Annotated in this window: 28 protein-coding genes; all 28 read right to left on the reverse strand. The window is 63.2% G+C overall.

The genetic code is table 11. From position 1 onward, the window contains the following. Nucleotides 1–54 precede the first annotated feature (54 nt). Nucleotides 55–582: a hypothetical protein gene (locus QCE64_RS35445; RefSeq protein WP_310008915.1), complete on the reverse strand. Its 528-nt coding sequence runs from the start codon at nucleotides 580–582 to the stop codon at nucleotides 55–57. 29 nt (nucleotides 583–611) lie between these two features. Beyond that, on the reverse strand, nucleotides 612–1,010 hold the full coding sequence (locus tag QCE64_RS35450) for a hypothetical protein (protein WP_310008917.1): 399 nt from the start codon (nucleotides 1,008–1,010) through the stop codon (nucleotides 612–614). Between the two features lie 81 nt (nucleotides 1,011–1,091). Further along, on the reverse strand, nucleotides 1,092–1,400 hold the full coding sequence (locus QCE64_RS35455; RefSeq protein ID WP_310008919.1) for a hypothetical protein: 309 nt from the start codon (nucleotides 1,398–1,400) through the stop codon (nucleotides 1,092–1,094). A gap of 11 nt (nucleotides 1,401–1,411) precedes the next feature. Beyond that, entirely contained in the window at nucleotides 1,412–2,116 is a 705-nt protein-coding gene (locus QCE64_RS35460) for a hypothetical protein (RefSeq protein WP_310008921.1), read from the reverse strand. Continuing rightward, the gene (locus tag QCE64_RS35465) at nucleotides 2,116–2,403 is read right to left on the reverse strand and encodes a hypothetical protein (protein ID WP_310008924.1); all 288 of its coding nucleotides are present in this window, start codon (nucleotides 2,401–2,403) and stop codon (nucleotides 2,116–2,118) included. Before QCE64_RS35465 ends, QCE64_RS35460 begins: the two co-directional genes overlap by 1 nt. Beyond that, nucleotides 2,403–5,795: a host specificity protein J gene (locus QCE64_RS35470; RefSeq protein ID WP_310008926.1), complete on the reverse strand. Its 3,393-nt coding sequence runs from the start codon at nucleotides 5,793–5,795 to the stop codon at nucleotides 2,403–2,405. Before QCE64_RS35470 ends, QCE64_RS35465 begins: the two co-directional genes overlap by 1 nt. Beyond that, nucleotides 5,795–6,385 (reverse strand): tail assembly protein, encoded by a 591-nt coding sequence (locus tag QCE64_RS35475; RefSeq protein ID WP_310008928.1) that lies wholly within the window; start codon nucleotides 6,383–6,385, stop codon nucleotides 5,795–5,797. The genes QCE64_RS35470 and QCE64_RS35475 overlap by 1 nt, the downstream gene beginning before the upstream one ends. Continuing rightward, nucleotides 6,382–7,134 carry a C40 family peptidase gene (locus QCE64_RS35480; protein WP_310008930.1) on the reverse strand — a complete coding sequence of 251 codons (753 nt, stop codon included), beginning with the start codon at nucleotides 7,132–7,134 and terminating at the stop codon, nucleotides 6,382–6,384. Before QCE64_RS35480 ends, QCE64_RS35475 begins: the two co-directional genes overlap by 4 nt. After that, the gene (locus QCE64_RS35485) at nucleotides 7,134–7,814 is read right to left on the reverse strand and encodes a phage minor tail protein L (RefSeq protein ID WP_310008932.1); all 681 of its coding nucleotides are present in this window, start codon (nucleotides 7,812–7,814) and stop codon (nucleotides 7,134–7,136) included. The genes QCE64_RS35480 and QCE64_RS35485 overlap by 1 nt, the downstream gene beginning before the upstream one ends. After that, complete coding sequence (locus QCE64_RS35490) at nucleotides 7,811–9,046, reverse strand: hypothetical protein (RefSeq protein WP_310008934.1); 1,236 nt, start codon at nucleotides 9,044–9,046, stop codon at nucleotides 7,811–7,813. Before QCE64_RS35490 ends, QCE64_RS35485 begins: the two co-directional genes overlap by 4 nt. Before the next feature lie 6 nt (nucleotides 9,047–9,052). After that, on the reverse strand, nucleotides 9,053–9,394 hold the full coding sequence (locus tag QCE64_RS35495) for a phage tail protein (RefSeq protein WP_310008935.1): 342 nt from the start codon (nucleotides 9,392–9,394) through the stop codon (nucleotides 9,053–9,055). Then, nucleotides 9,394–12,177 (reverse strand): phage tail tape measure protein, encoded by a 2,784-nt coding sequence (locus QCE64_RS35500; protein WP_310008937.1) that lies wholly within the window; start codon nucleotides 12,175–12,177, stop codon nucleotides 9,394–9,396. The genes QCE64_RS35495 and QCE64_RS35500 overlap by 1 nt, the downstream gene beginning before the upstream one ends. A gap of 175 nt (nucleotides 12,178–12,352) precedes the next feature. Next, nucleotides 12,353–12,787, reverse strand: a complete 435-nt coding sequence (locus QCE64_RS35505) for an HK97-gp10 family putative phage morphogenesis protein (protein WP_310008939.1) — start codon at nucleotides 12,785–12,787, stop codon at nucleotides 12,353–12,355. Then, on the reverse strand, nucleotides 12,771–13,085 hold the full coding sequence (locus QCE64_RS35510) for a hypothetical protein (RefSeq protein WP_310008941.1): 315 nt from the start codon (nucleotides 13,083–13,085) through the stop codon (nucleotides 12,771–12,773). The genes QCE64_RS35505 and QCE64_RS35510 overlap by 17 nt, the downstream gene beginning before the upstream one ends. Nucleotides 13,086–13,087: 2 nt before the next feature. Continuing rightward, nucleotides 13,088–13,474, reverse strand: coding sequence for a hypothetical protein (locus QCE64_RS35515; protein ID WP_310008944.1), 387 nt, complete (start codon nucleotides 13,472–13,474; stop codon nucleotides 13,088–13,090). Nucleotides 13,475–13,477: 3 nt separating this feature from the next. Next, on the reverse strand, nucleotides 13,478–13,912 hold the full coding sequence (locus QCE64_RS35520) for a phage tail tube protein (RefSeq protein WP_310008945.1): 435 nt from the start codon (nucleotides 13,910–13,912) through the stop codon (nucleotides 13,478–13,480). A 3-nt stretch (nucleotides 13,913–13,915) separates the two neighbouring features. Next, nucleotides 13,916–14,269 carry a DUF3168 domain-containing protein gene (locus QCE64_RS35525; RefSeq protein WP_310008947.1) on the reverse strand — a complete coding sequence of 118 codons (354 nt, stop codon included), beginning with the start codon at nucleotides 14,267–14,269 and terminating at the stop codon, nucleotides 13,916–13,918. Then, nucleotides 14,262–14,588, reverse strand: coding sequence for a phage head closure protein (locus QCE64_RS35530; protein ID WP_310008949.1), 327 nt, complete (start codon nucleotides 14,586–14,588; stop codon nucleotides 14,262–14,264). The genes QCE64_RS35525 and QCE64_RS35530 overlap by 8 nt, the downstream gene beginning before the upstream one ends. Continuing rightward, nucleotides 14,588–14,944 carry a head-tail connector protein gene (locus tag QCE64_RS35535; RefSeq protein WP_310008951.1) on the reverse strand — a complete coding sequence of 119 codons (357 nt, stop codon included), beginning with the start codon at nucleotides 14,942–14,944 and terminating at the stop codon, nucleotides 14,588–14,590. Before QCE64_RS35535 ends, QCE64_RS35530 begins: the two co-directional genes overlap by 1 nt. Beyond that, entirely contained in the window at nucleotides 14,934–15,122 is a 189-nt protein-coding gene (locus QCE64_RS35540; RefSeq protein ID WP_310008953.1) for a hypothetical protein, read from the reverse strand. Before QCE64_RS35540 ends, QCE64_RS35535 begins: the two co-directional genes overlap by 11 nt. A gap of 58 nt (nucleotides 15,123–15,180) precedes the next feature. After that, nucleotides 15,181–16,413, reverse strand: coding sequence for a phage major capsid protein (locus QCE64_RS35545; protein WP_310008955.1), 1,233 nt, complete (start codon nucleotides 16,411–16,413; stop codon nucleotides 15,181–15,183). Nucleotides 16,414–16,429: 16 nt separating this feature from the next. After that, complete coding sequence (locus tag QCE64_RS35550) at nucleotides 16,430–17,305, reverse strand: head maturation protease, ClpP-related (RefSeq protein ID WP_404987912.1); 876 nt, start codon at nucleotides 17,303–17,305, stop codon at nucleotides 16,430–16,432. Nucleotides 17,306–17,313: 8 nt separating this feature from the next. Then, nucleotides 17,314–18,678: a phage portal protein gene (locus QCE64_RS35555; protein WP_310008959.1), complete on the reverse strand. Its 1,365-nt coding sequence runs from the start codon at nucleotides 18,676–18,678 to the stop codon at nucleotides 17,314–17,316. After that, entirely contained in the window at nucleotides 18,678–20,357 is a 1,680-nt protein-coding gene (locus tag QCE64_RS35560) for a terminase large subunit (protein WP_310008961.1), read from the reverse strand. The genes QCE64_RS35555 and QCE64_RS35560 overlap by 1 nt, the downstream gene beginning before the upstream one ends. Nucleotides 20,358–20,360: 3 nt before the next feature. Then, complete coding sequence (locus QCE64_RS35565; RefSeq protein ID WP_310008963.1) at nucleotides 20,361–20,540, reverse strand: hypothetical protein; 180 nt, start codon at nucleotides 20,538–20,540, stop codon at nucleotides 20,361–20,363. Continuing rightward, a complete protein-coding gene (locus tag QCE64_RS35570; RefSeq protein WP_310008964.1) occupies nucleotides 20,537–21,073 on the reverse strand; it encodes a terminase small subunit in 537 nt (178 codons plus the stop codon). Before QCE64_RS35570 ends, QCE64_RS35565 begins: the two co-directional genes overlap by 4 nt. 284 nt (nucleotides 21,074–21,357) lie before the next feature. Continuing rightward, nucleotides 21,358–21,750, reverse strand: coding sequence for an HNH endonuclease (locus tag QCE64_RS35575; protein ID WP_310008967.1), 393 nt, complete (start codon nucleotides 21,748–21,750; stop codon nucleotides 21,358–21,360). Between the two features lie 16 nt (nucleotides 21,751–21,766). Then, a complete protein-coding gene (locus QCE64_RS35580) occupies nucleotides 21,767–22,231 on the reverse strand; it encodes a hypothetical protein (RefSeq protein ID WP_310008969.1) in 465 nt (154 codons plus the stop codon). Between the last annotated feature and the right edge of the window lie 14 nt (nucleotides 22,232–22,245).

Raw genomic sequence — 22,245 nt, forward strand, 5'->3', positions numbered from 1 at the left:
CAGAAATGAAAAGCCCGGCGCGCGGCCGGGCTGGTGATGAGATCGGTGACACGGTCAGCGGCGGTTTCCCGCCCACGGCTGCGGCGGCAGCGCCGGCTGTACGGCGGTGTCCAGCTTCTTGTCGACGGCCTTCGCTGTGCTCGCTGCCTCGACGGCCTTCGCGGTCGCGACCGTGACCTTCTGCTCGACGGCTTCGGTTTTCTGTGCCGCAACCGTGGCGGCCGCAGCGGCCTGCCGGGCCTGCTTGATCAGCGCCGCCTGCCGCGCGTCGGTCAGCTTCGCGCGGTCGCCGAGGAACCGCAGCGTGTATTGCGCGACATCGTGCGTGTCGGTGATCAGCGATCGCAGGTCCGACAGCGCCTGGACGTTCTGCTGATTCTGTTGCTGCAACTGCTGAACCTTGCCTTCGTATTCGGCCACGCACGCATTGCGCGCCTCGGTGCGGACTTCGGGGAATCGCTTGATATAGCCGGCGCGCTCCTTGGCCCAGTCGGCACGATCAACAGACATGCCCCACTGCCCGATGAAGAAACCGCCAGCCGCGACGCCCAACAAGCCGCCTATCACGCCGAGCCCCAGCACCCACCATCGCCAATCTCGAAGCCTTGACATCAGCGTTCCTCCGACCTGTTGTTCTCGAGCCTGGCGACCCGATCCTTGAGTTCCTTGACTTCCGCTTCGGCGCGCGCCGCGCGTCGCTCCGCCTCGTCTGCTTGCTTCACTGCAGCCCGCATCAGCTCTTCATAGCGATCGGCGCGTTCGATGGCAGCAAGTTCACGCGCCTCGGCGCGCGCCGCGCGCTCCTCTGCCAGCGTCGCGAGTTTCTCGAAGCGCGAAATCGCCTCGACCTGCCCGTCTGACTCCGCCCGGACGATGCGCGCGTCGCCCTCGCTCTCTGCCTGCCGCTTGCGGTCGATCTGACGCCATGCGCGGCCGCCGACCCAGAACGAACCCGCGCCCGTCAGTGCGGCCGCCACCGCCTTGACGCCTTCTGTCCAGAATTCCGACATCAGTGCTGCCCTCGTAATCTCGCCGGTCTTCCGGGCATAAAAATGCCGCCCGAGGGCGGCTCTCTCCTATCTGGCCTGCTCTTACTCGGCGATCTGGGCGCCGATGAAGTACTGCCGCGCTGCTGTCGGCGACGTCTTGTCGTCGGCCGGCGCGACAATCTTCTGCTCCGCGTACGAGCGCGCATCCAGTCCCGCCGCCGGCAGTTCAGCGAACTCGATCGACTGGCTGAACACCGGTTGCTTGCCGTCGTCGTACGTCTCCTTGCTCACGAACGACTCGAGCTGTGCGGCGCTACGGGCGTTGCGATAGTCGATGGTCACCTGTTGCACGACGTGATAGGCCGCCGTCGCGCCAGTGCCGGGCGTGACGTAGTCGATGATGATTGCCATGTGCTGCTCTCCTAGATGTTTGAGACGTCGAGAACCAAATAGTCGTATGGCAGGTGCATCTGGCTCTCAGGGACCGTTTGCCCGGTGAAGGTTGATGTCGCTGGGTTGTCTGTTTTCCACGTGACACTGGACCCCGAGAACGACACCGCCGGCAGGGTCAAAACGCTGATGACAGTGACGGGATTGCCCGTTCCCGTGCCGTTGTTCTGGACGATGTAGCGCAACTGTCCTTGCACCACAGCCGGCGTCCCCCCGTAGCTGCGCGTGATGCCCGTGTCCATAGGCTCACCCGATAGGCCGCCGGGCGAACTCAGCGTATCAACCACCCGCATGTACTTCGTGCGCGAGTCGAAGACGAGCCCGCCCGCGCTGTTGAAGACCTGCAGCCCATAGTTCCCGGACAGCGTTGCAGTCGCCAGATCGTCGAAGATCCAGTACTGCACGCTCACACCGGCGCCCTGGCAATGGAAGTAGTAGGTGATGCTGCTTCCAGAGACTGTCGAGTAGCGGAGGTAGCACTTGCCGGACGAGCGCCACGCGATCAGCGGGCTGATGCCCGCGCTCACGGTGAGCGTCGCGAGATACCAACCAGTGCCACCCGACGGCGAACCGCCGGAAACAACCGTGCCCTTCTCGCGCAGACCCAGATTCTTGAAGGTGCTGTCGATCTGGACGTTTCCAGACGAGTTGAACACCTGCAGGCCGAAGTCAGCCATCAAAACACCCCATACTGCACGCGGACCGACCGGTTCGGATAGGAGGTCGCCGGAAACGTCCAACTGATCGTGCTTCCGCTGATCGACACGGACGGCGGCACGGTTGACTGCGAGAACGGATCAATGTCGCGAACGGTGAACCAGGGCGTTCCGTTCGAGAACACCGGCACAGAGAGCGATCCTGACGCCGTGCCGGTGTCGAACTGCCCAGCGAACCGCGTGATGCGATCCGTGACCTTCAGCACGGGGTTACCGGCTGAGTCGTAGCACTCAAGTCCGTAGGCCATCAGGGGATGTATCCAAGCCGCACGCGCAGCGTGCCTGCCGAGTCATAGACCTGTTGGCCGTTCGCGTTGAGCAGATTGCGGCCGCCGCCGCCGGTGCCGTTGATCTCGAACGAGCCCGCCTTGTTGATCTGCCAGCCCTGCTGCCCGGACACGAAGTTGTTGCTCTGGATCGTGTCGCCAATCATCGCGTTGGTGATCCAGCCGGTGCCGATGAACGCCTGATTGAGGAACGTCTGGCCGCCTTGGATCACAAACGGCGCGCTGACCGCCGATCCGTTTGGGTCGAGCACTGCGAAGCGGCTCGCCGCGACGAGCACCTGAGATTCGACCGTGCCGCTCGTGTTGTCGACGCCCACACCGATGCCGGCAATGTAGGTGCGGCCATTCGCGGTGATCTGCGTCTTGATCTGATACGACGCTGCAACGCGTCCGTTGATGTCCGCGTAGGAATTCGATGCGGTCTGCGCCAAGGCCTGCGCATTGTTCGCAGTCGATTGGATCGTCGTGATCTGCGAGGCCTGCGCGCTATCCGCGTCGATCCGAGCCTGCGTCTCGGTCTGAACCGCCGCAATCAACGTCGAATTGTTCGACGTGATCTGCGCCGTGACGGTCTCGACATTCTTTGCGATTGCGAGGTCGGCCTCGGCGCGCGCGCTCTGCTCGGACCACACGCCCGCGTAGATCTGCGTCGAACCCGCGTAGTCGCCGGTGCTTCCCGCCAACGGCGGCAACAGCACCTGCGCGCTGACGACGTCGAGGCGCTCGGACAGCGCGCTATCCGCATCAGAGCGGGTCTGCGACTCCTGCGTGATCGCGGCCGCCGTCTCCTCGACCGTCTGCTGAAGATCCGGAATCGCCTGAATGTTCGAGAGCAGATCCTGTGCGAGCTGCGTGGCCGTGATTTGGCCGGTCAGATAGGACAGGATCTCCGTCGCGTCGCTGCTGCTTTGCCCCAGCACGCCCTGCGCCGTGGTCGGATACCACGGCCCGATGTTGCCCGTCGTGTCGACCAAGCGCGCCCAGAAATAGAACGACTGGCCCGCGGCGAGCCCCATCAGATTCGCGCGAGCCTGCGGATACGGATAGAGCGAAAGGCGAGTCGCGGTGTCGCGATCGTTCGTCTTGCTGTACCAGACGTCCGTGTATGCCGTGTCCCCCGCGGAGCCGTCGGCCGGGAAAGCCCAGTCCAGTTGGATGGCGAATACCTGCGTGGTCGTCGTGAGCGACACCAGCGCCGGCGGCGGGCTCGTCTTGCCGGTCAACTGGGTGTCGACGCCGTACGCCGGAATGGACGTCACGCCCATGGCATTTTGTGCACGCACGCGGGCGAGGTACGTGCCCTGATAGATGCCGCTCACCTCGACCTGCAGGCCGCCGGTCTCGTTTGCAGAGACCCAGTCGCCATTGTCCTTGCGCCACTCGGGGAGATAGTTCACCGCATTCGAGGCGGCATCCCACGCGATGACCATGACGGTCTTCGAGATGCCTTGATCTACCACCGAGTAGGTCGACACGCGCACGTTCGCCGGCGGCGGCTGCACAGAAGGCGGGATGACGGTGATTGGTCGCACCTGGATCGCGGCGCCGTTGTCGATCGCAGCATACTTGCCGGGTTCGTACTGCGTGGCGTTGATCGTGTAGGTGATCTGGCCGTCGTCGTCCGATTCCTGCACGCTCACGATGCGGAACAGCTGTGACGCGAGATCAGCGCTCTCCACCATCCAGATTGCGCCGGCCGACGGCGTCGTCGTGAAGACCTCGGAAACGGTGACGGCATCGCCTGCCACGCTCTGCACCGTCCGCTTCTGAGCGAGCCCCGTCGGCAGGATGACAGTCAGCGTGTCGCCGGCGGCGATCGTCGGCGCCTTGTCGAGCGTGACGATTCGCCCCGCCGCCGCGCGGAGGCGGCCGCCGGTGCGCCGTCCTGCCTTCGCCGGGTCGGCCACGGCGATGACCGTGCCCGGCGGGCAGAGGGTGGCATCGAGCCCGACCTGGAAAGAGACCGTGTTCGTCTCGTAACGGCTCGTAAGGAGCGTCCACAGGCCAAGCCGATGCGCCTGCCCCTGCGAAGTCGTGCCGAACGCCGTGATCTCGGCCTTCATCACACCATAGCGCGCCATGCCGTCTTCGTCGGGCACGTACTCGACGGCCTGCTGATAGCTGTTCGCCGGGTCATTCCAACTGATCAGCGCAGTCGTGTAGCGCGTCTTGCGTGCCGAGCCGACGTATTCGAATGCCCCATTGACCACGTTCGCCGCCGTGTAGACATAGTCAGCATCCTGTGGCATGTCGGCGTTGGCGACGACCTGACCCGGCCCCCAGTAGGCGATGCCGCGGAATACCGTCGCGAGATCCTGCAAGACCTTGTAGGCATCCGCGCGCGACTGAATCACGGCGTTGCACGTGAAGCGCGGCTCCTGCCCGCCTTTGCCGTCCGACACCATAACATCGCAATACTGTGCGATCTCATACAGGTTCCACTTGTCGAGCATCGACGCGTCGACGAGCTTGCCGAGACCGTATCGGTCGTTGAGCACGAGGTCGTAGAAGATCCACGCTGGGTTGTCAGTCCATGCCGTCTTGAAGGTACCCTGCCAGGTCCCCGAATAGGTCCGAAGCACAGGATCGTAGGTGTCGGGAACACGAACGATCAGGCCATAGACGTCATATGACCGCGTCGGCACCGAACTGAAAGACTGCGCATCGAATGTAAGCCCGGCCAGCGCGCTCATCGGATAGCGCAACTTCCTATCTATGATTTCGGTGATCGCCTCGATGTTGGTCGTGTCGGCGACCAGCGCGCTGTGCGCATTCGGCGTGAGGCGGCGGACACGCACGAGCCATCCGGTCGTCGCCGGCGGCAGTTCTACACGCACACTGCGCTCATAGAGCGACGTCGCCTTGCCGTCGAACGCGCCGGTCAGAACCTGCGCGTACGCACCGCCATCCACCGCGACGTCGATCGCATACTCGACTCGGTAGCCTGTGATGTCGCCTGTCGTCTGGTTCGACTGCTGGAACTGAGGCACCCCAAATCGGATGCGCGCGGCGGTGAGCTGCGTATCTTGGAGCTGGTGAACCCATGGCGTGTCAGACGTCAGAGCCGTACCGACCGTGATTTCGTTCTCAACAGACGGAAAACCAGACATATATGTCTGGTCCTGCGTGCCTGTCCGAGTATCCAGCGAGTAGTTCGTGAAGTTGGTCGAACCGTCGGCATTCTGGATCGGCGTGTCGTCCAGATAGACCGACTGCAGTCCGGCCACGAGGCCAAGAATCGGCCCTTCAGAAATGAGATCCAGCACCTTGGCATAGGCGACCGAACGCAAGCTGTCCGGCGATTCCGTCGGCGTGCTCGAAGAGCCGCCGCCCTTGGATCCACGGATGAGCATCAGGCTTGGTCCTCGGAATAGATGCCGGCGCTAATTACCTTCGAACCGACGCGCATACGGCCATAAACCAACGGCACGCAGTCGCCTTGCGCCGCGCTGTTCACCGGCCCGTTGAAGTAGTAGGAAGTGCCGTTTTCTCCGCTCGAACTCGCGAGTCCGCCAGTCTGCGGGCTCAGCATTTGCACGACGCCGCCGAGCGCCATCGAAGCGCCCAGTCCGAGAAGGGAAGCAGCAGCTGGCGCCGTCAGAAAACTGGCCGGGTTGATGACCGCGACGGCGATAAGGGCGGCACCCAGGATGGTCTGAAACAGGCCGCCCGACTTACTGCCGATCAGGACGGGCGCGATGCGGATTTCCTCCTCGCCAACAGGATGGTCGAGCGCTTCCTCGGCCAGGTTTCGGCGGCCGTTGAAGACAGCGAACGTCAGACCGCTGTCTTTCGCGCACAGCATGAATTTGCGGAAGCCCGGCAGCAGCACGCCGAGGGCGCGCACCGCCTCGGCCGTCGACGACACCGCGAGCGTATGCACGCGGCCGAAGCGCGCGCCGAGCACGCCATACAGCCGGATCGTGCGGAGCTTCTCGGTCATGCCGCTTCTCCCTGGTAGCGAAGCACCGTGCGCAGCGCGTGCGCCCACATGCCGCCCCACACCGTGCGGCCCGACAGGCGTCCGTGCATGTGGTGCAGCATCACCCCGCCGCCGAGATAGACGCCGGCGTGATTCGGCACATCGTTCTTGCTGCGGATCTGCATCAGCAACACGTCGCCCGGCCGGAGGTCGGCGTCCTGGCCGACGTCGACGAAGCCCGCCTCGGCGAAGTGATCCATGTAGAGGCTCGACGCGCCGTCCTCCCACCAGCGATCCGCGCGCTCGAAGTCCGGCAGGTCGATGCCGCGCTCGAGCCGGTACCAGTCCCGCACGATGCTGTAGCAGTCGAGCGTTCCGTGCGCCCACTCGCGGCCGATGAGCGGCGCGACGTAGCCGCTCGGACCGAACTCGCACCAGTCCTCGACGGCGTTGGTTCCGTCCGGCTGCACGCCCACCGAGACGATCACCCACGTGTCGACGCCGCTCTTCTCGGCCATGGCCTTGTCAGCCATGCTCGGCCGCGCCGGCGCGCCGGGATGCGAGTGCACGACTGCGACAATCGGGCCCATGTCCTCCGCCAGCGCATAGTCCTCGGGCGACATCACGAAGTGCTCGCCGGGCGCGGCCGACAGGTTGCGGCACGGGACGTAGCGCTCGAGCCCGTCGTGCAGCACGACGAGTCCGCACGACTCGCGCGGATGTTCCGCGAGCGCGTGATCCGCGATCGCTTTCTTCGTCTCTTCGTTCATCAGGAAAGGGTGTCGCTGAGGAAGCCGCCGAAACTGAGCGGCTCGTTGACGCCGAAGCGGCATTCACAGCCGCTGATCCGTTTGCTGCATCGGTCAAGCGCGGGGTCGCTCACCGGCTGATCGTTCGCATCGAAGTACGCCGAGCCCGTGTAACCGCAGTTGGCATCGCGGTATTGCCACTGGCAGATCGTGACGATCTGACGCGCCGGCAGCTGCTGGCCGCCAAAGTCGAGCGCGCTGGACAGCGTGAACTCGACCTGCACGTTCGTCTCGCTGCTCTTCTGCTCGATGTACCAGAGCTCGGTGGCCATCTCCTCGGTCGGGTCCGCCGTCGGGTTGCCGCCCGGAAAATTGACCGCGTCGAGGTATTTGCTGAGCGTGCGCCGGCGACGCACCTTGGCGCCGACCAGGTCGGCTAAATACACGCACAGCGCCGAGATCGTGCCGTCGACGTTCGCGACCGTCAGCTTCGGCTCGGGCTGCTGCGCGTCAGACGTGTGTTCGAAGCCGGTCGCCTGAATCGGCCACGGCTTGTATTCGTTCCCCTGCCAGAAGATCGAAGCGGTTTGCAGATGCCCCTGGAAGCGCAGCAGGTCGCCACCGATCGCCGTGCAGTCGACTTCGAACAGTTCGACCAGGCGCCCCGGTTCGAGCTGCTGGATGTCGGCGACGATGGTCATGCTGCCGCCTTCGCTTCAAGCACCGCGATGCGCGCGAGCGCTTCCTGGAGCGCGGCGCCGAGCAGCGGCACCAGCTTCGAATAGTCGACAGCCTGGGCGACGATGTCCTGCCGAGCGTCGACGATGTCTTCCGGTTGAACATCCGCCGGGTCGTATCCGTCGCGATAGACGGCATACCAGTCACCCATGGCGTCTTTCTCACCGGTGACGGCAGATGGGACGACCTCTTGCAATTCATGCGCGAGAACGTAGTGCGCGACCTCACCGGGAACAGCCTTAAATTCGCCTTGGTAGAACTTGATGCGGCTCAGCGCGGCTCCCGCATCCGGGATCGGCACATAGTTGGTCTTCAGCCGGTAATCAGACGTGGTGTTGTAATTGGTGCTTGAACCGTTCGGCGTGGTAATGGATCCACATTGCGTGCTCCCGAAGAACCAACCAGCGAATCCAGACTGGGGAGACTCGACGCGGCCGAGATAGCACCCACCACCCGCCTGATAGGCTCCGTAGGAGGAAATTGCCCACGCAGTTGCAACACTATTCGCTCGGACCGAAAGCGGTGCGCCAATCCACCCGGACGTCTCGTTGATATGAACGAAGCCGTTTGCGTCGATCCGTTGTCGCTCGGCACCGTTCACGGTAAACGTCATGACCGTCGCAGCCGAGAGCGCAGCGGGATTGAAGTTGCCTGCGTCCCATGCCAGATTACCGGCGAAGGACGGACGCGCCGAGAACCCACCGGAAGCGGTGATGGCGCCGCCTACCGCCAGTGTTCCGCCGATCGTCTCGTTGCCAATCACGATCTCGTTGTCAGTGTTCGGCCGACCCCGCATGAGGCAACCAATAGCGTGCGTGCCGTCTGAATCGAGTAGCGCCGACTCACCGCCATACAGCTTTGTGAGCGCGATCGTATCGCCCGATCCCGCCGCGACCGCAAGCGTCACGAGCGTCGTGCCCACGTTGCGCAAATGCACGACGCCGTCGAGGCCCATCGTCGCCGCTGATGGAACGTTGATCGTTCCGGCCGCGGCGAGGCTGATGTTCACGCGTTTGCCGACGTGCACCGCAGTCAGCGCCTGGGCGGTCGTGATCGTGGCCGCCGCGCTGGTCAGAGCAGCCTGCGCGTTCAGCACGTCGACGTTCGCGTTGGCCTTCGTGTTTGCGCCGCGCACGGTGTCGCCGTCAACGGCTGTCGGCGGAGTGCCGAGATTGACTTTCTGGAGAGTGGCCATCGAGATTTAAGGTGCGAAGGTTTGATCGAACGTCGCGGTGATCGTGTAGACGGCGCCGTCACGCGTCGGCTCGGAGAAGGATTCGCAGGTGAACAACCCGGGCGCCGTCCAAAGCAGCGGCGTCCAGAGAAACGCAGTTGCGCCCGCGTGCGCGCGCAGGAACGCGAGGATCGCGCTGATGGTCGCGGCGTCGTTGACGAACTGCAGGCTGAAACTCGACGACGCGTTATTCAGGCCGTCAGCGACACGCTGCGCGTATCCGTCGCCAAACTGCGCCTTGCGCGTCTTCAGCGTCGTCGTTCCCGACGTGCTTGCGACGGTCGGCTTCCAGATGAAGGTGTCAGCCATTACGCGATCCCGTTTTTCATCTTCCAGAGCGCGCCGCCTTGCTTGCGCTCATCGTTGACGACAGCCTTGATCGCTGCCTTGATCTTCTTCTGCAGATCGGCCGCGCCGGATGCGTTGGCGCCGGCGTCCGCGCCGCCCTGCACGGTCACGGGCGCGTCGATGTTGATGTCGCCGCCGCCGGCGTGCGAGGCGCTCGCAGCGGCGCCGACATAGCCGCCGCTCGCGAAACGCGCCGCGCCGTTCACATGCCGCCCTTCGTTCGCCGCGTCGAGCGCGCCGATACCGATGCGTCGCACGGCATCTGCGCTCATCACGTATTCGCCGTTCGAGAGCCACGCGGGAATCGAATCGGATGTTCCGGTCCCTGCGCCGGTCACATGTCCACCAGTGGCAAGATGGAACGGCGTCGCCGTCACCGATCCGGAATAGCTGGACGCCGTAGCATCCGCGACCGCTGTCGTGCCTGACAGGCCCAACCCTGCCGAAGTCGAGCCGGGCGCATAATAGGATCCGATTGCACTCGCCGCGAAATTGAACAGGCCGGAGATCGCGGCGCGCGCCTGTATGCGCGCGATGTCCGCGATGGCGCTGGTAGCCAAGCTCTTGAAATCGAGCTTTCCCGTCGTGACGAAGCTCGCGAAAGCGTCTTCCATCCCGCGGAACGCATCCTGGAAGGTGGATGCCGTCGAAGCCGCGACGTTCGCCGCATCATCCGCGTAGTCAGCCATCGCCCGGCGCGCGCCGGTCGTCCAGTCGGCATTCGCCGCGCGAATATCGGCCGACGACTTCTGCGCGATCGCCACGGACTGGTTGTAATAGCTCTGCGTCGCCGCAAGCTCATCGTCGTACTGCTGCTGGCCGATGCGGTTTTCCGTGCGCTGCTTGGCAAGGTCGGCGACCTTACGGTCATAGTCCTGGCGAATGGCGAGCAGGCGCTCGAAGTCCGCGCGGTCGTTGCTGCCCATGCTCAGGCCGGCAAGCTGAGAATCTGCTGCAGCCTGCTGCGTGGCCAGTTGTTGCTGCAATGCGTTCGTGTAGACCTTGAGGTCCGCTGCCCGCTTCGCCGCAAGCTTTGCCGAGTCGTCGGTGAACTGCTGGTCGTTCGCGGCGATCTTGTCCTGCGTGGCTATCACCTCGCCGGCGTACTTCTCGATCGCTGATTTCTGCTTTTTGCCCTGCGCGATTTCGACCTGCTGCTGCTCGATCTTCAGCTCGTCCTGGAGCGCGGCCGCACGCGCATTGTGGATCTGCTGAAGCGCGTCTTCCTGCGTGATGACGCCCTGATCCTGCAGGCTCTTGATGTGGTCGAGCGATGCCTTCAGTTTCGTCTCGATGTCCTTTTGCTGCTGGTCGAGGGCGGCCAGTTGCGCGTTGATGGCGTTCTGGGCGGCGGCCGCCGCCGCGCTCGCTGCCGACTTCGATCCGTTCCGGCTCTGGTATTGCTTCTCGATTTCAGCGAGGTTGCCTGCGTGCCGCTTTTCGGCTGCCACGAAGTCAGAAGCTGTCTTGTCGAGATCCTTCGTCGCCGCAGCGAAGTCAGCGTTTTCCTTCTTGATCGCGAGGTTGCGTTGCTCGAGAGGGGTCGCGAATTTCGTATCGCTCAGATACTTGCCTACGGCGACGGCCGCATCACCTGATTGGGCATCCTGCGCCGCCTTTCGGTTCTGCTTGAAAATGTCGGCCTGCTTGCTTCTCAAGTCATTGAGAAGTTGCGTTTCTGCGGCGAGTTGCTGCTTCGCCGCGTCGACGCTGAACGAGGATCCACCCTTCAACTGATCCACGGCTTTCTGAGCTGCCTCGACGCGCGCCAGCTGATCGCCAATTTGCTTCGTGATTCCGTCTGGAACACCGATGTTCGCAATCGCGTTCTTGTACTGCCTCACGACATCGACGATGTCATCCCATCCCTGCTTCAAATCAGCAAGAAAGCCGCCACTCTGGTTGGCACGTTTGACGCTTGCCTCTACCCTCTCATGCGCGGCTATCAGGTCGAGCATCACGGCCTTCTCCGCGGCCGCCGCGTCACCCGCGCGTGCGTACCCTTCGATTTCCTCGATTTGGGCAGCGTTGAAGGTATGGTGCTGCTCCTGATACGCCTCCACCCATGCGAGGACGTTATCGTGAAGCTTGACCAGCGACTCCACGGCCTTGTCCGCGCTGATGCCGGTGTCCTCGCTCATGGATACGGCCGCGCGGCCTGCCAGTGCGAAACTATCGCCTGTGAATCGGCCGGTATCGGCCAATGCTGCCAGCGTTTCACGCGCTGCCGACAACGACGTCTTCTGATCGGCAAGCGTGTTCGAGATCGCCATCATCTGCTCTGCAGATACGCCGAGGGCACCGCTCGTGCTGATGATTGCTTTCTCGAATGCTGATTGTTGGCTCGCGCCATCGGCAATCGTGTGAAAGAACAATGCGGCCGCGCCGGCCGTCGCGCCGATCGCGAGTCCGAGCGGACTCATCACGAGAGATAGTGCGTCCGTACGTTCAGCCAGCACTAACAAGGAGCCGCCGAAATTCTTCCACGAGCCCTGCGAGGCTTCGTGCGCAAGCACTGCAAGCTCGCGGCGCGCGGACGCGGAATTCAGGCTGAAACTGTGTGCCGCCTCGCCAGCTTTCGACGACGCGGCGGATGCAGCTTGAATCTGTGCGATATAGCCAGATGCTGCATCAGAAACGCCCAGCTGCGCCGCTCGCATTTCGAGCAGCTGCGCGCGCGTCTTGCCGGCGGCCGCGGCTTCCTGCGCCAAAGAGTCGATGAATCGCTTCGTGGCGTTGATCATGCGCGAGTTGACGGCAACGCCGTTGTCACGAGCTTCGTCGACTGCTTTCTGCGCGGCGGCCTGTCGGGCAGACGCTTGCTCCACCGAGGCGGTATAGGCTTGCCAGCTCGAGCGCGCTTTTTGCAGCCCGGAGGCGACGCCGTCCGAGTTGACGCTTAGTTCGTATCGAGTTTCGTTAGCCAAGTTTCGCCTCTGCGAGCTTTTTGTCGATTGCTTCGATCACTGCGTAGTCTCGGGCCATCTTCGTCGCATCGATGGCCGGCCTGAAGAAAGGCCGCGCCGCCATCTTGGACGTTCCATATTCAACGAAGCGAAGGTAATAGGCTTCCGATGCCCACGTGACCACATATGTTGCCTGGCGGCCCGGCACCGACTTCTCCGGCAGATACGCTGCAAGCAGCGAGTCACGACCGAAGCCGATCGGAAACTTTTTCGTTCCTTGATGTCGCTGAATCCAACCAATTGGCACGCGCCGCTGCGCCTCTTCGAGAAGGACTCTCGCCGCTGCGGCGCCCGCCGTTCGAATCGCCGATTCGCTCAGCGCGTCATCCATGCGCCGAAGCAACTCGGGGAAACCGTCCGGATTCGAGATCTCAAGCAGCTTTGGCATTTCGCGAGCGTCCGAAGATTGATGCGCGCATCAGGTTCGACTGCGCGACCGGGTCGTCGAGCAGGATAGGAACTGGCTCCTCCTGCTTCGCGAGGCCGCCAATCCATGGGATGACGTCCGAAGGACCAAACGGCTCAGGCCGCTTCTTCGTGTCGCGGTTGACGTTGTACGTCGCTGCCGCAATCACGCCCGCCCGAAGGTCTTCCATCTGCGTGCCGAATGGCTCGACCTGGTGATACGCGAGCCACTCAGCAAATTCGGCGCTGTCGATTTCGGTCTGACAGCGCGCCACCGACATGCCTAGCTCGCGGGCGAGTCGGAACCAGAAGAGCCGCTCGGGGCGGCTTCGGAGTTTTTTTCCGCGTCCTCCGTCGCCTTCACGCCGAGTCCATTGATCCGCATCGCGACCGCAGCGATGCGCGACACGACGGCCGCGCTGCGCTGCTGCAGCAGTGGAATGTCGTCTTCCGTGAAGAGCGGCTGATCGTCGTCGCCGACGACCGTCGCCACAATGAGCGTGCCTTCGAAGAAGCTCACTCCGCGCGGCGCTTCGCTGTTCGCCTTCTGGAAAGCGTCGCGCGCGAGGCCGGTCATCACGACCACCTTCACCTGCCCGCCCCACTCGGGAACGTCGATGACCTCACTCTTCAGGTCGTTCGTCGCAAAGATTTGACTGCGGTTCAGCATCGATTAGGCTCCAGCTGCGATCGTCGTCACCGGGCCCGAAATGGTGAGCGAGATCGTCGAGGTGATGACCGCGTCGGTACCGCCTGCGATCGGAAACGATTTGACGAACGCGTCGAACGTGTCCGCGGTGCCGTCCGGATATTCGAGCTTGAACGATTCGAGGCTCGATGCCTTTTGCGCGGCCTTCAGCGCGATTTGACCGGGATCGGTCATGTCGACGTTCACGTCGATGGAAAACGAGCCGTTGTCGATCAGGCCGAGGCGCTTTTCCTTTGCCGTCGAATCCAGATCGGTGACATCGATTTCGCTCGCGCTTCCATCGAAGCCGCTGTAGGACTTGACGTTCTTCGTCTTCGTCCAGGTCGGCTGCGCCGCGCCGTCGGCGGCCGTGTCGATATAAAACTTGCTGCCCTGCGCGCTAACTGCGGTGCTGGCCATGAATCACTCCTTGTACCAAAGGGAAAAATCTTGCTGACTGCCGTAAAGCTTCGTGTCGTCCTCATAGACGCTCACCGGCGCGCCGATCGGCACGCCGCGAACAGGCTCTGCAGTCAGCGCAGCACGAACCTGCTGATTGATGATTGCCGCCTCGCCGCGCGTCGTCGACCAAACGACGACCTGCATGCGGCTGTTCTGCAGCGTGTCGGCGCCATCGAACGTGGTTTCGTCGACGCCGCCGACCGCCTGGTAGACGACGAAAGGACGCGCGGCGCCAGCCGGCGCGACGTCCGGATACACGCGGCCGCCGGCGAGCGCCTTGATCGCGCCGAACGTGACGGATTCCGCACTAGCCATTGTTCGCCCCGGTCGTGCACGGCAGGTCGACGTACTCGCGGCCCGCGAGATCGGGCAGCGGCGCGCCGATGTTGAACACGACACCGTCGACGATGGCGCGCATGCCGTTCGTGATGTCTGTCCGGTACCGAATCCGGATGCTCGCCGACGCGGTGCCGACGTCAGCGTCCGACGTGAGCGTTTCCTTGCCGGTCAGCATGCGGACGTTGCCCCATACCGTGGCGACTTCCGTCCAGCCTTCGATCGGCTGCCCGATGTCGTCGAAGCCGCCGCCGTTGCGCTCGATGCGCACGCGCCGGTTCAAATCGCCCGCGCGCATCAGACGCCGAGCCCCGTGCGGAACGGCTGAAGCAGTTGCTTCGAACCGACCGGCAACTGCATGACGCTCGACGACGTCCCGATCACCGCATCCTCGCGGTATGCGTACAGCTGGCCGAGGATCAGCAGGATTGCCGCCCGGATCGCATCGTTGATCACGATCGGATCGGTGCCCGCCGTGCCGGCCAGAACGGCGGCAGCCATGTCTTCGGCGTTCGCGAACAGTTCCCGATTCAGATATTCGCTCGCCGTTCGAATTGCCGCGCTCAGATACAGAGCAACGTTGTCGTCGGCGACGCCCGCGTCCTCGCGCAGATGCGCGAGCGCGGTCGCGACCGGAATCAGATCAGCCGCCATTGCGCGCTCTCGGCTTCGAGGCGGGCTTCTCGTCGGACGGCTTCTCTTCACCGGCCTTCGCCGGCGCCTTGTCGATCAGCCCCTTCGTTTCGAGCTCGCGCGCGTGCTGCTCATTCGTCGTGAACTCGGTCTTGATCTCGCCGTTGTGCAACACCGGGCGCTTCGTCTTCACTTTCATGACTGTCTCCTACCCGGCGACACGATGCCGCGCCGCCGGGAATGAAGGTCTGCGACGCTTACGTGCCCGAGCCGCCGGCGGCCGGAGCGGTGAAGGAGCCGTAGATGAACGCCTCCGGACGCTTGACCGCGAGCGCGAGACGCTCCTCGCAACGGATCGAGATCATGTTCTTCTCGAAGTCGTCGGCGTTCTCGGTCGAGATGACGACATTCGCGTCTTCGCGATCGAAGATCTGCGCGCCATACTGGAACGAGCCAGTCAAGAACTTGCCCTGGAACGCGGCGATCTCGGTCGCGACGACCGGCAGGCCCCACAGCGTCGGACCGACGAGGCCAAGCGGATTCGCCAGGATGTAGCGGCCGAGCGTGTCCTTCGTCAGCTCGATCTTCGCCCAGTCGATGAAGTGCAGAACGTGGCCGGTCGCCGGCACGCGCGCCAGTTGCGCTTGCAGCATGGCGAGTCGCAGATCGTCGATGCCCGTCTGATCGGCGACTTCGAACGCCGGGTCAAACGCGCTGGCCTGCGGCACGATGCCGTGCAGGTGCACGCCGGTGCCGTCGCCGAACAGGATTTCTTGCTCCTCGGCATATTTCAGGCCGAAGCGCAGTTCCGTGTCCAGCGTGCTCTGCAGTTGCGCGAAGTCGTCCAGGATCTGCTTCGACGCCTTGAACATGTGCGCGATCGTCGACACCGGCGTGATCTTCGTGCCGAACTGGATGTCCGAATACGGCTTCGTCGTGCCTTCCGCAACCACCTTGGCCGCATTCGTGAAGCCGGTCATCTGCACCCAGAAGATCGCCGGCGAAGTGGTGCGGCCCGGCGCGATCAGGTCGCGGATGAAGAGGCGCTGCTTCGGCGCGCTGTCGATGCCAGGCAGACGCTGCGGCTCGACGACACCTTCTGCGACGCCGCTCGACAGGAGCGCCGCGCGCGGCACCGGCACGCTCAGGCGACGGTTGCCCTGCACGCTCGCTGCGAATTCCTTGAGCGCCTCCGACGCGACGACTTCCTCGCCTGCCGTCTTCACGCGCTCGGCGCCAGCGCCGCGCTGCGGGATCGCGGCAAAGGCTTGCTCGACTTCGCCGAGCTGCGCCTGCAGCTTGTCCTTCGCCTGGTTGAGCGAGTTGAATTCCGTCGCCAGTTTGTCGACCGCGGCCTTCGTCTCGGTCGAGAGCGAGCCGGCGTTCTTCGCTTCCTTGAGTGCGTCTTCAGCCTTTTTGCTGAAGTCACTCGATGCTTGGTCAAGCTTTGCGGTGACCTGCTTCAGCAGATCTTCTGCGGACATCGTCATGGTGATTCCTCGGTGGTTAGTTAGCTACTGCTGCCGCTTGCAACCGGTCGAGCGGTTCGTCGAGACCGGCGGCCACTTGAGCCCAAAGGCTCTGTTCGGCAGCGCTAGGCGTACCGGGTGCGGCAGCGCTGGGCGTGCCGGACTTGATTTCTTGAATCAGCTTGCGACGCTCGGACCGCGGGACGCCTTGGCGCGCCATCAGCAGATCCATGCGCTTGGCCGCGCTCTGCGCGAGTGCGTGGGTGTCGCTCGATTCCTTGACGTCGTCGGACGCCAGCAGCGAATCGGCAAAGCCTTGGTCGATCGCGGCGCTGCCCGCGATCCAGGTCTCGGCATCCATCAACTTCTGCATCGACTTCAGGTCGCCGCCGGTGCGCGCCGCGTAGATGTTAGCCATCGCCGCATCGAACGGCTCGAGCGTGTCGGCGACCTCGCGCAACTCGTTGCGGTTGCCTGCGACGACCACCCATCCGTTGTGGATCATCAGGAACGCGGACCGCGCAATCTGGACGTCGTCACCCGCCATGGCGATGATCGACGCCGCTGATGCGGCAATGCCGAGAACCTTGACCGTCACTGCGCCCTTGTATTCGCGCAGCAGGTTGTAGATCGCGAGCCCCTCGAACATGTCGCCACCTGGCGAATTGATGTTGACCGTCACGTCCTTGCCGTCCATCGACCGCAGTGCGCCTGCGATTCGCTTCGCGGTGACGCCGTCGCCGCTCCACGGGTCATATCCGATCGGATCGAAGATCGAGATGCTGTTCGCGCCATCCTCGGCGGCCGCCCGGATGGACGGATTCCAGTTCTCCAGCGCGCGCGGCGACAGATCGCAAGAAACGCCCGGACGCGACTTCGCCTCCGGAGCAGCCGGAAGAGTTCGGATCGTCATGTCGTATCTCAGGAAGTGAGTGCTTCGATTTCTGCGCGGTGCGCGGCCTGCGCGCGGCGTACGGCCTCGCGATCATCCAGATCGGCGCCCGGATTCTGGTCCAGCGTGCTGAGCCAAGCAGAGACCGCGGCGCGCGCCGCGTTCGCCGGCGAGTCGCCCTTGCCAAGCTGCTCGATCGGCGTCAGGTTCGTTTGGACCGTGTACACGTCGCCGCCCGGAATCGGCGGCAGGTTTTCCATGCGTCGGACTTCGTTGCGCGACATCCAGCCGTTCTGCAGCGCGACGTTATAGAAGGCCGCGCGGCCCGCGCTGTCGGCGCGCAACAACGCCTCGACCGAGAATTCAGCGTAGATCGTGTCTCGATCCACCGGATCAATCAGGCAGCGCGTGATCTCCTGCTCGATGTTGTCGAGCAACGGGCGCAGACTGTTCGTCAGGAAGTGCAGGTTCTGCGCCTCGACGCTCGCAGCCCAACTGCTCTGCTTGTCCATGTGCCCGATCATGAACGGTGGCACCTTGAACCAGCTGCAAATCAGCTCGACGTTCATCGCCCGTGTCTGCAGCATCTGCGCGGCCTCGGGGTTCATGGTGATGCCCTCGTACTTCAGGCCCGCTTCCAGCACCATCAGCTTGCCGGCATTCTGCGAACCCATGAAGCTGTTCAGCGACTTGCGGATCTGCTCGCGCTGCTCAGGCTTCAACGTGGCTTCGCTGCTCAGGAACCCTGACGCCTGCATGCCCTGCGCGAAGATGCGCGCGGCGGCTTCCTCGGCGGCCATCGCCGAGCCGAAAAGCTCCTTCCCAGTCGCAATGGGATGCATGCCGCACACACCATCCAGGCCGAAACCCCGGATGTGCATCATGTTCTTCACCGGGATCACGCGCTTGCCGGACTGGTCCGTGTACGTGTATTGCAACTGGCCATTGTCCAGCCGCTTCACGTCCATATTCTGTGGCAACAGCGGATTCAACGCGATGATCCGGCCCGCCACGATGAACTTTTCGACGAACGCGTTGCCGCGCAGGCAGATGCTCGCCACGATGAAGAGCATGAATCGTCCGGGCGTCATCTCCGCGTTCGGTGACTGGCTCAGTAGCCGATACAGCGGATGGTCGGTTGCGAATGCGCGCGAGCCATCGGCCTGCTTCCGATAGACCTTCAGCGGCAACGTCGAGACGGTCTCCGAGAGCAGTCGAACGCACGCGAACACCGCTGACAACTGCATCGCGCTATCCACCGAGACATTCTTGCCGCTCGCAGTCGCGCTGCTGAAGAATTCTTGCCAGAAAGTGCCGTCGAGCAAACCTATGGGCACGCCGAGCCAATTGATGATCGCCGACTTCACCCGACCCGGCTTTTTGCTCCCTGCCATTAGATGCCCACCATGATCGGATCGTTATAGAAAGCGTCTGCGCTTGTCATGGCCTCCGGATTCAGAGCCATCAGCGAAATCGCGTCGAATGTAGCCATCAGCGGGTCGATCTTGCCCGTCCCCGAGGCCTGTTTCGTGATGTTCACGGCGTTGCCGACGGGCACGATGCGGGCATTCCCGACGCACCAGGCCATCAGGCTCTGCCCACCATGAATCAGCACGCCTTCGGCGAGCTTCCGCTCCGCCGTTTTGATCGCGCCGGACAGCTTCCAGCCCTGTGAGATCCCGATGACCTTGTCCTGAGGCACCTCCGCCTCGACGAGCGCGTCGAGCACGCCGCCGATGCCGGCCGGGTCGGCGCCGACGCGGTCGAGCAAGCCCGCGCGCTCGATGCTCGCGACGATGTCGGCCACGTCGGTCACGTCGTCGCCGATCTGCGCAACGACCGTCAGGTCGCCTTCCTTCTCGAAGTCGTGCAGCCGCGACGCGATCTCTTTTCGGCGCTCAAACACGGACGGATGCGCCCACGCATGCGTCCAGAGCAGCCAGCGCCGCGTCTCGCGCTCGCGACCGATCACGGCGAGACCCAGCAAGTCGTCCAGGCCGCCGCCGTCGATGCCGACGTCGATCACTTCGCTGCGCTCGATGAGCTGCTCGAGCGTAATGCGCGGCGCATGCGCGGCGACTTCCCAGAAATCCGCGCCCGCCCAGCGGTCGCTGCGCAGCGCGAGACCGATTTCGACGTTGGCGTGCTTTGCGAGGAAGCCGCGGAACGACTCCTCGCTCTCGGTTTTCGCCTTCGCGAACTCGCGATGGAGGAACGCTTCGTCGACGGAAAAGCCGAGATTCGGGTTCACCATGGCCAAGTTTTCGGCCAGCAGATGCTCTTTGCGCGCCACCATCTCAGGCGGATGCTCGAAGATGACCGGCACGAAGCACTTGTCGATCACCTTGCCGTCGCGCACGTCGCGCGCATATTGCAGCTTCTGCTTGAAGACGCCCGCCGGCGGGTCGTCGGACTGCGTCGTCAGGTAGATGACGAAGCCTTCCGGGCGCGACGCCAGGCCGCCGATCGCCTCGCGCAGCATGTTCTCGGCGTTCGCCTGCTTGCCGAAGAGCCACACCTCATCGACCAGTGTGCCGACGCTCTTCTTGCCGCCGACGGTGTTCGAATCAGCCGCGACCACCTTCAGCGTCGCGCCGCTCGTGCGGTGCGTGATCGTCTTGATGTGCGTCTGCACCTGGAACAGATCGTCGAGCTCCGGCTCGTGCTTGACCATGTCACGGCTCGGCGCGAAAGAGTTGTTCGCCACCTCGATCGTCGGCGCCAAGATCGCGTATTCGGCCGACATGCGCCAGTTCAGGATCATCGCGGTCATCATGATCCCGGCAGCGAGCGTCGACTTGCTGTTCTTCTTCGGGATGCACACGAACCATTCGGTGATCAGCCGCCGACCGCTCTCCGCGTCGTACGCGCCGAAGATCGACGACACCAGGTCGAAGACCCACTGCGCGCACGACTCGCCGAACGTCGGGCTGCCCGGCGCATCGACGATCTTTAATTCCTTGAACACCGCAAGCGCTTGTTCGGCTTGCTCGGGAAAGATCGGCGGCGGAATGATCGACCGTCCCGTCTTGAGCCGTTCCGCCCAGTCGGGACATGCCGTCGACCATTCCATCAATCAGTCAGCCCACATGTTCTCGCCGCCAGCCGCCAGATACCCGCTCTTGATTGCGTCGCGGACATTCGGCAGGCTCTCGCGGAGCGCTTTCACATGCAACGAATCCGGCATCTGCATGCTCAACGCCGCAATCAAGCTGTCGAGCGTGTCGATCGCTTCTGCGATTTCGTCCATGGTCATTTCCGGTTGTTGACGATCAGCTTCGGCGCAGCGAGCGACGCGAACTTGCTCGCGGCCTTCTCGGCAGCCTGCGTCTTCGCATCCTTTTTGCCGCCCTCGCCAAGCTTCTGGTGCATAAAGGGCATGAGAACCTGCGCGGCCGTCACGCGCAGACGCGGTTCCGTCCGGCCGTCGTTCATGGCTGCCAGAAGAAACTGCTTCGGATCCGAGAAGCGCGTCATCTTCGTCAGATCGAAGCCGGCAGCAAGCGCGGCATTCGCCATCGCATCACTCGCGCTCGCGCGCGCCGCCTCTTCCGCCGCGAGCGCGCCGCTTTCGTCGGCCGCAGCCGCTTTCGGAGCACGTGGCGCTTTCGACGCGCCCTTCTTTCGTCGTTCGGACAGGTATGAGGCGACGCTCGGGTCTTTAACAAGGCGCGACCCCGCGGCCGATGCCGTCTTAACGCTGTAGCCTGCCTCGACAGCCGCGTCCTTATTGGACTTGCCGGCCAAAACAGCGTCGGCAAACAGCCGTTTCTTCGCTGTTAAAGCCATTAACAAATCCTCAAAAGGGCGATTTTTTCTGTCCGTGCGGGAACGGGCGGTCTAGGACGAAATTACCTGTGAACTTTCGACCCACCCCCACCTTTACAACGGAACTTTCTACAATGCGCACCACTTCGGTGCGAATTCGTCCCTACGCGTTGGTTTCACGCAACAGTTTCACGAAAGTGTGAGGGTCTGCTCATATATGAGGCAGTCCATAGCCCTCGCGATGCTTTTTCGCTTAAAAAAATAAGATTCTTATAAATTTATAAAAACCATGCCAGCCGTGTCGCTCAGCCCTGCGCTTCCTGCCGTTGCTTCTCGCTGCTGTGGTGCCGCGCGCACAGGCTTTGCCAGCGGCTGCTGTCCCAGAAGACCTGCATGTCGCCGCGGTGCGGGTCCATGTGATCAACGACTGACGCGTACGGCAATGCGATGCGGCGCTCGGTGCATGCGAGTACGATCGCCTCGATGCTCGTCGCCATGATGCCTGCGTCACGCAAACAGAAAGCACAGAAGGGATGAGCGGCGAGGAACGCGCCGCGCGCCTTCTGCCACTTGTACCCATAGCCGCGCTGCGTGCTGCTTGACTTGTCCGTACGCCACGAACCTGGCTGCATCGTCGCCACTCGGCCAGCGGCCTGTTGCAGGCGCGGCTTGAGGGTTCGCAGTTTCGGTCGGTTCATGGCTTACCAGACAGCGTTACTGGATAGAGCGAAGGCGCGCTTGCACCGCAAGCAACAAATCTTGAGCGAATGTCGTCGCAATCTGATCGCCATACCCTTGCTCAGCTTGGATCGGCAAGGCCATGTCAATGGTGCCGTCGAACGAAACGAACCCATCGTGACGAACGATCACTTGGAGCAACGGCGCACCTGTAGGTTCGTCGCCAACCAATTCGACAATGCCGACGCAGCCGTATAGGCTCTTGCGGGCTTCTTGCCGGTGCCAGACATGCTCTCGCGTCGTGATCAATTTCCGAAGATGGACCGACACGCAAAGCTCAGCGTCCGAGCCAGTTGGTCCACTCAATCTAGCAATCCCATATTCCGAGAATGCCGGGTTAGCGACCTGGCTTTTCAACAGATTGACCAACTCGGCCATGTAGTGATTCAACGACTGCGCGTAACGGACAAACTCGCGCGCTTGATAGTGCTCCATTCCCATCTCAATCTCCTGTC

This window comes from Caballeronia sp. LZ043 (genome assembly GCF_031451075.1).
Lineage (GTDB): Bacteria > Pseudomonadota > Gammaproteobacteria > Burkholderiales > Burkholderiaceae > Caballeronia.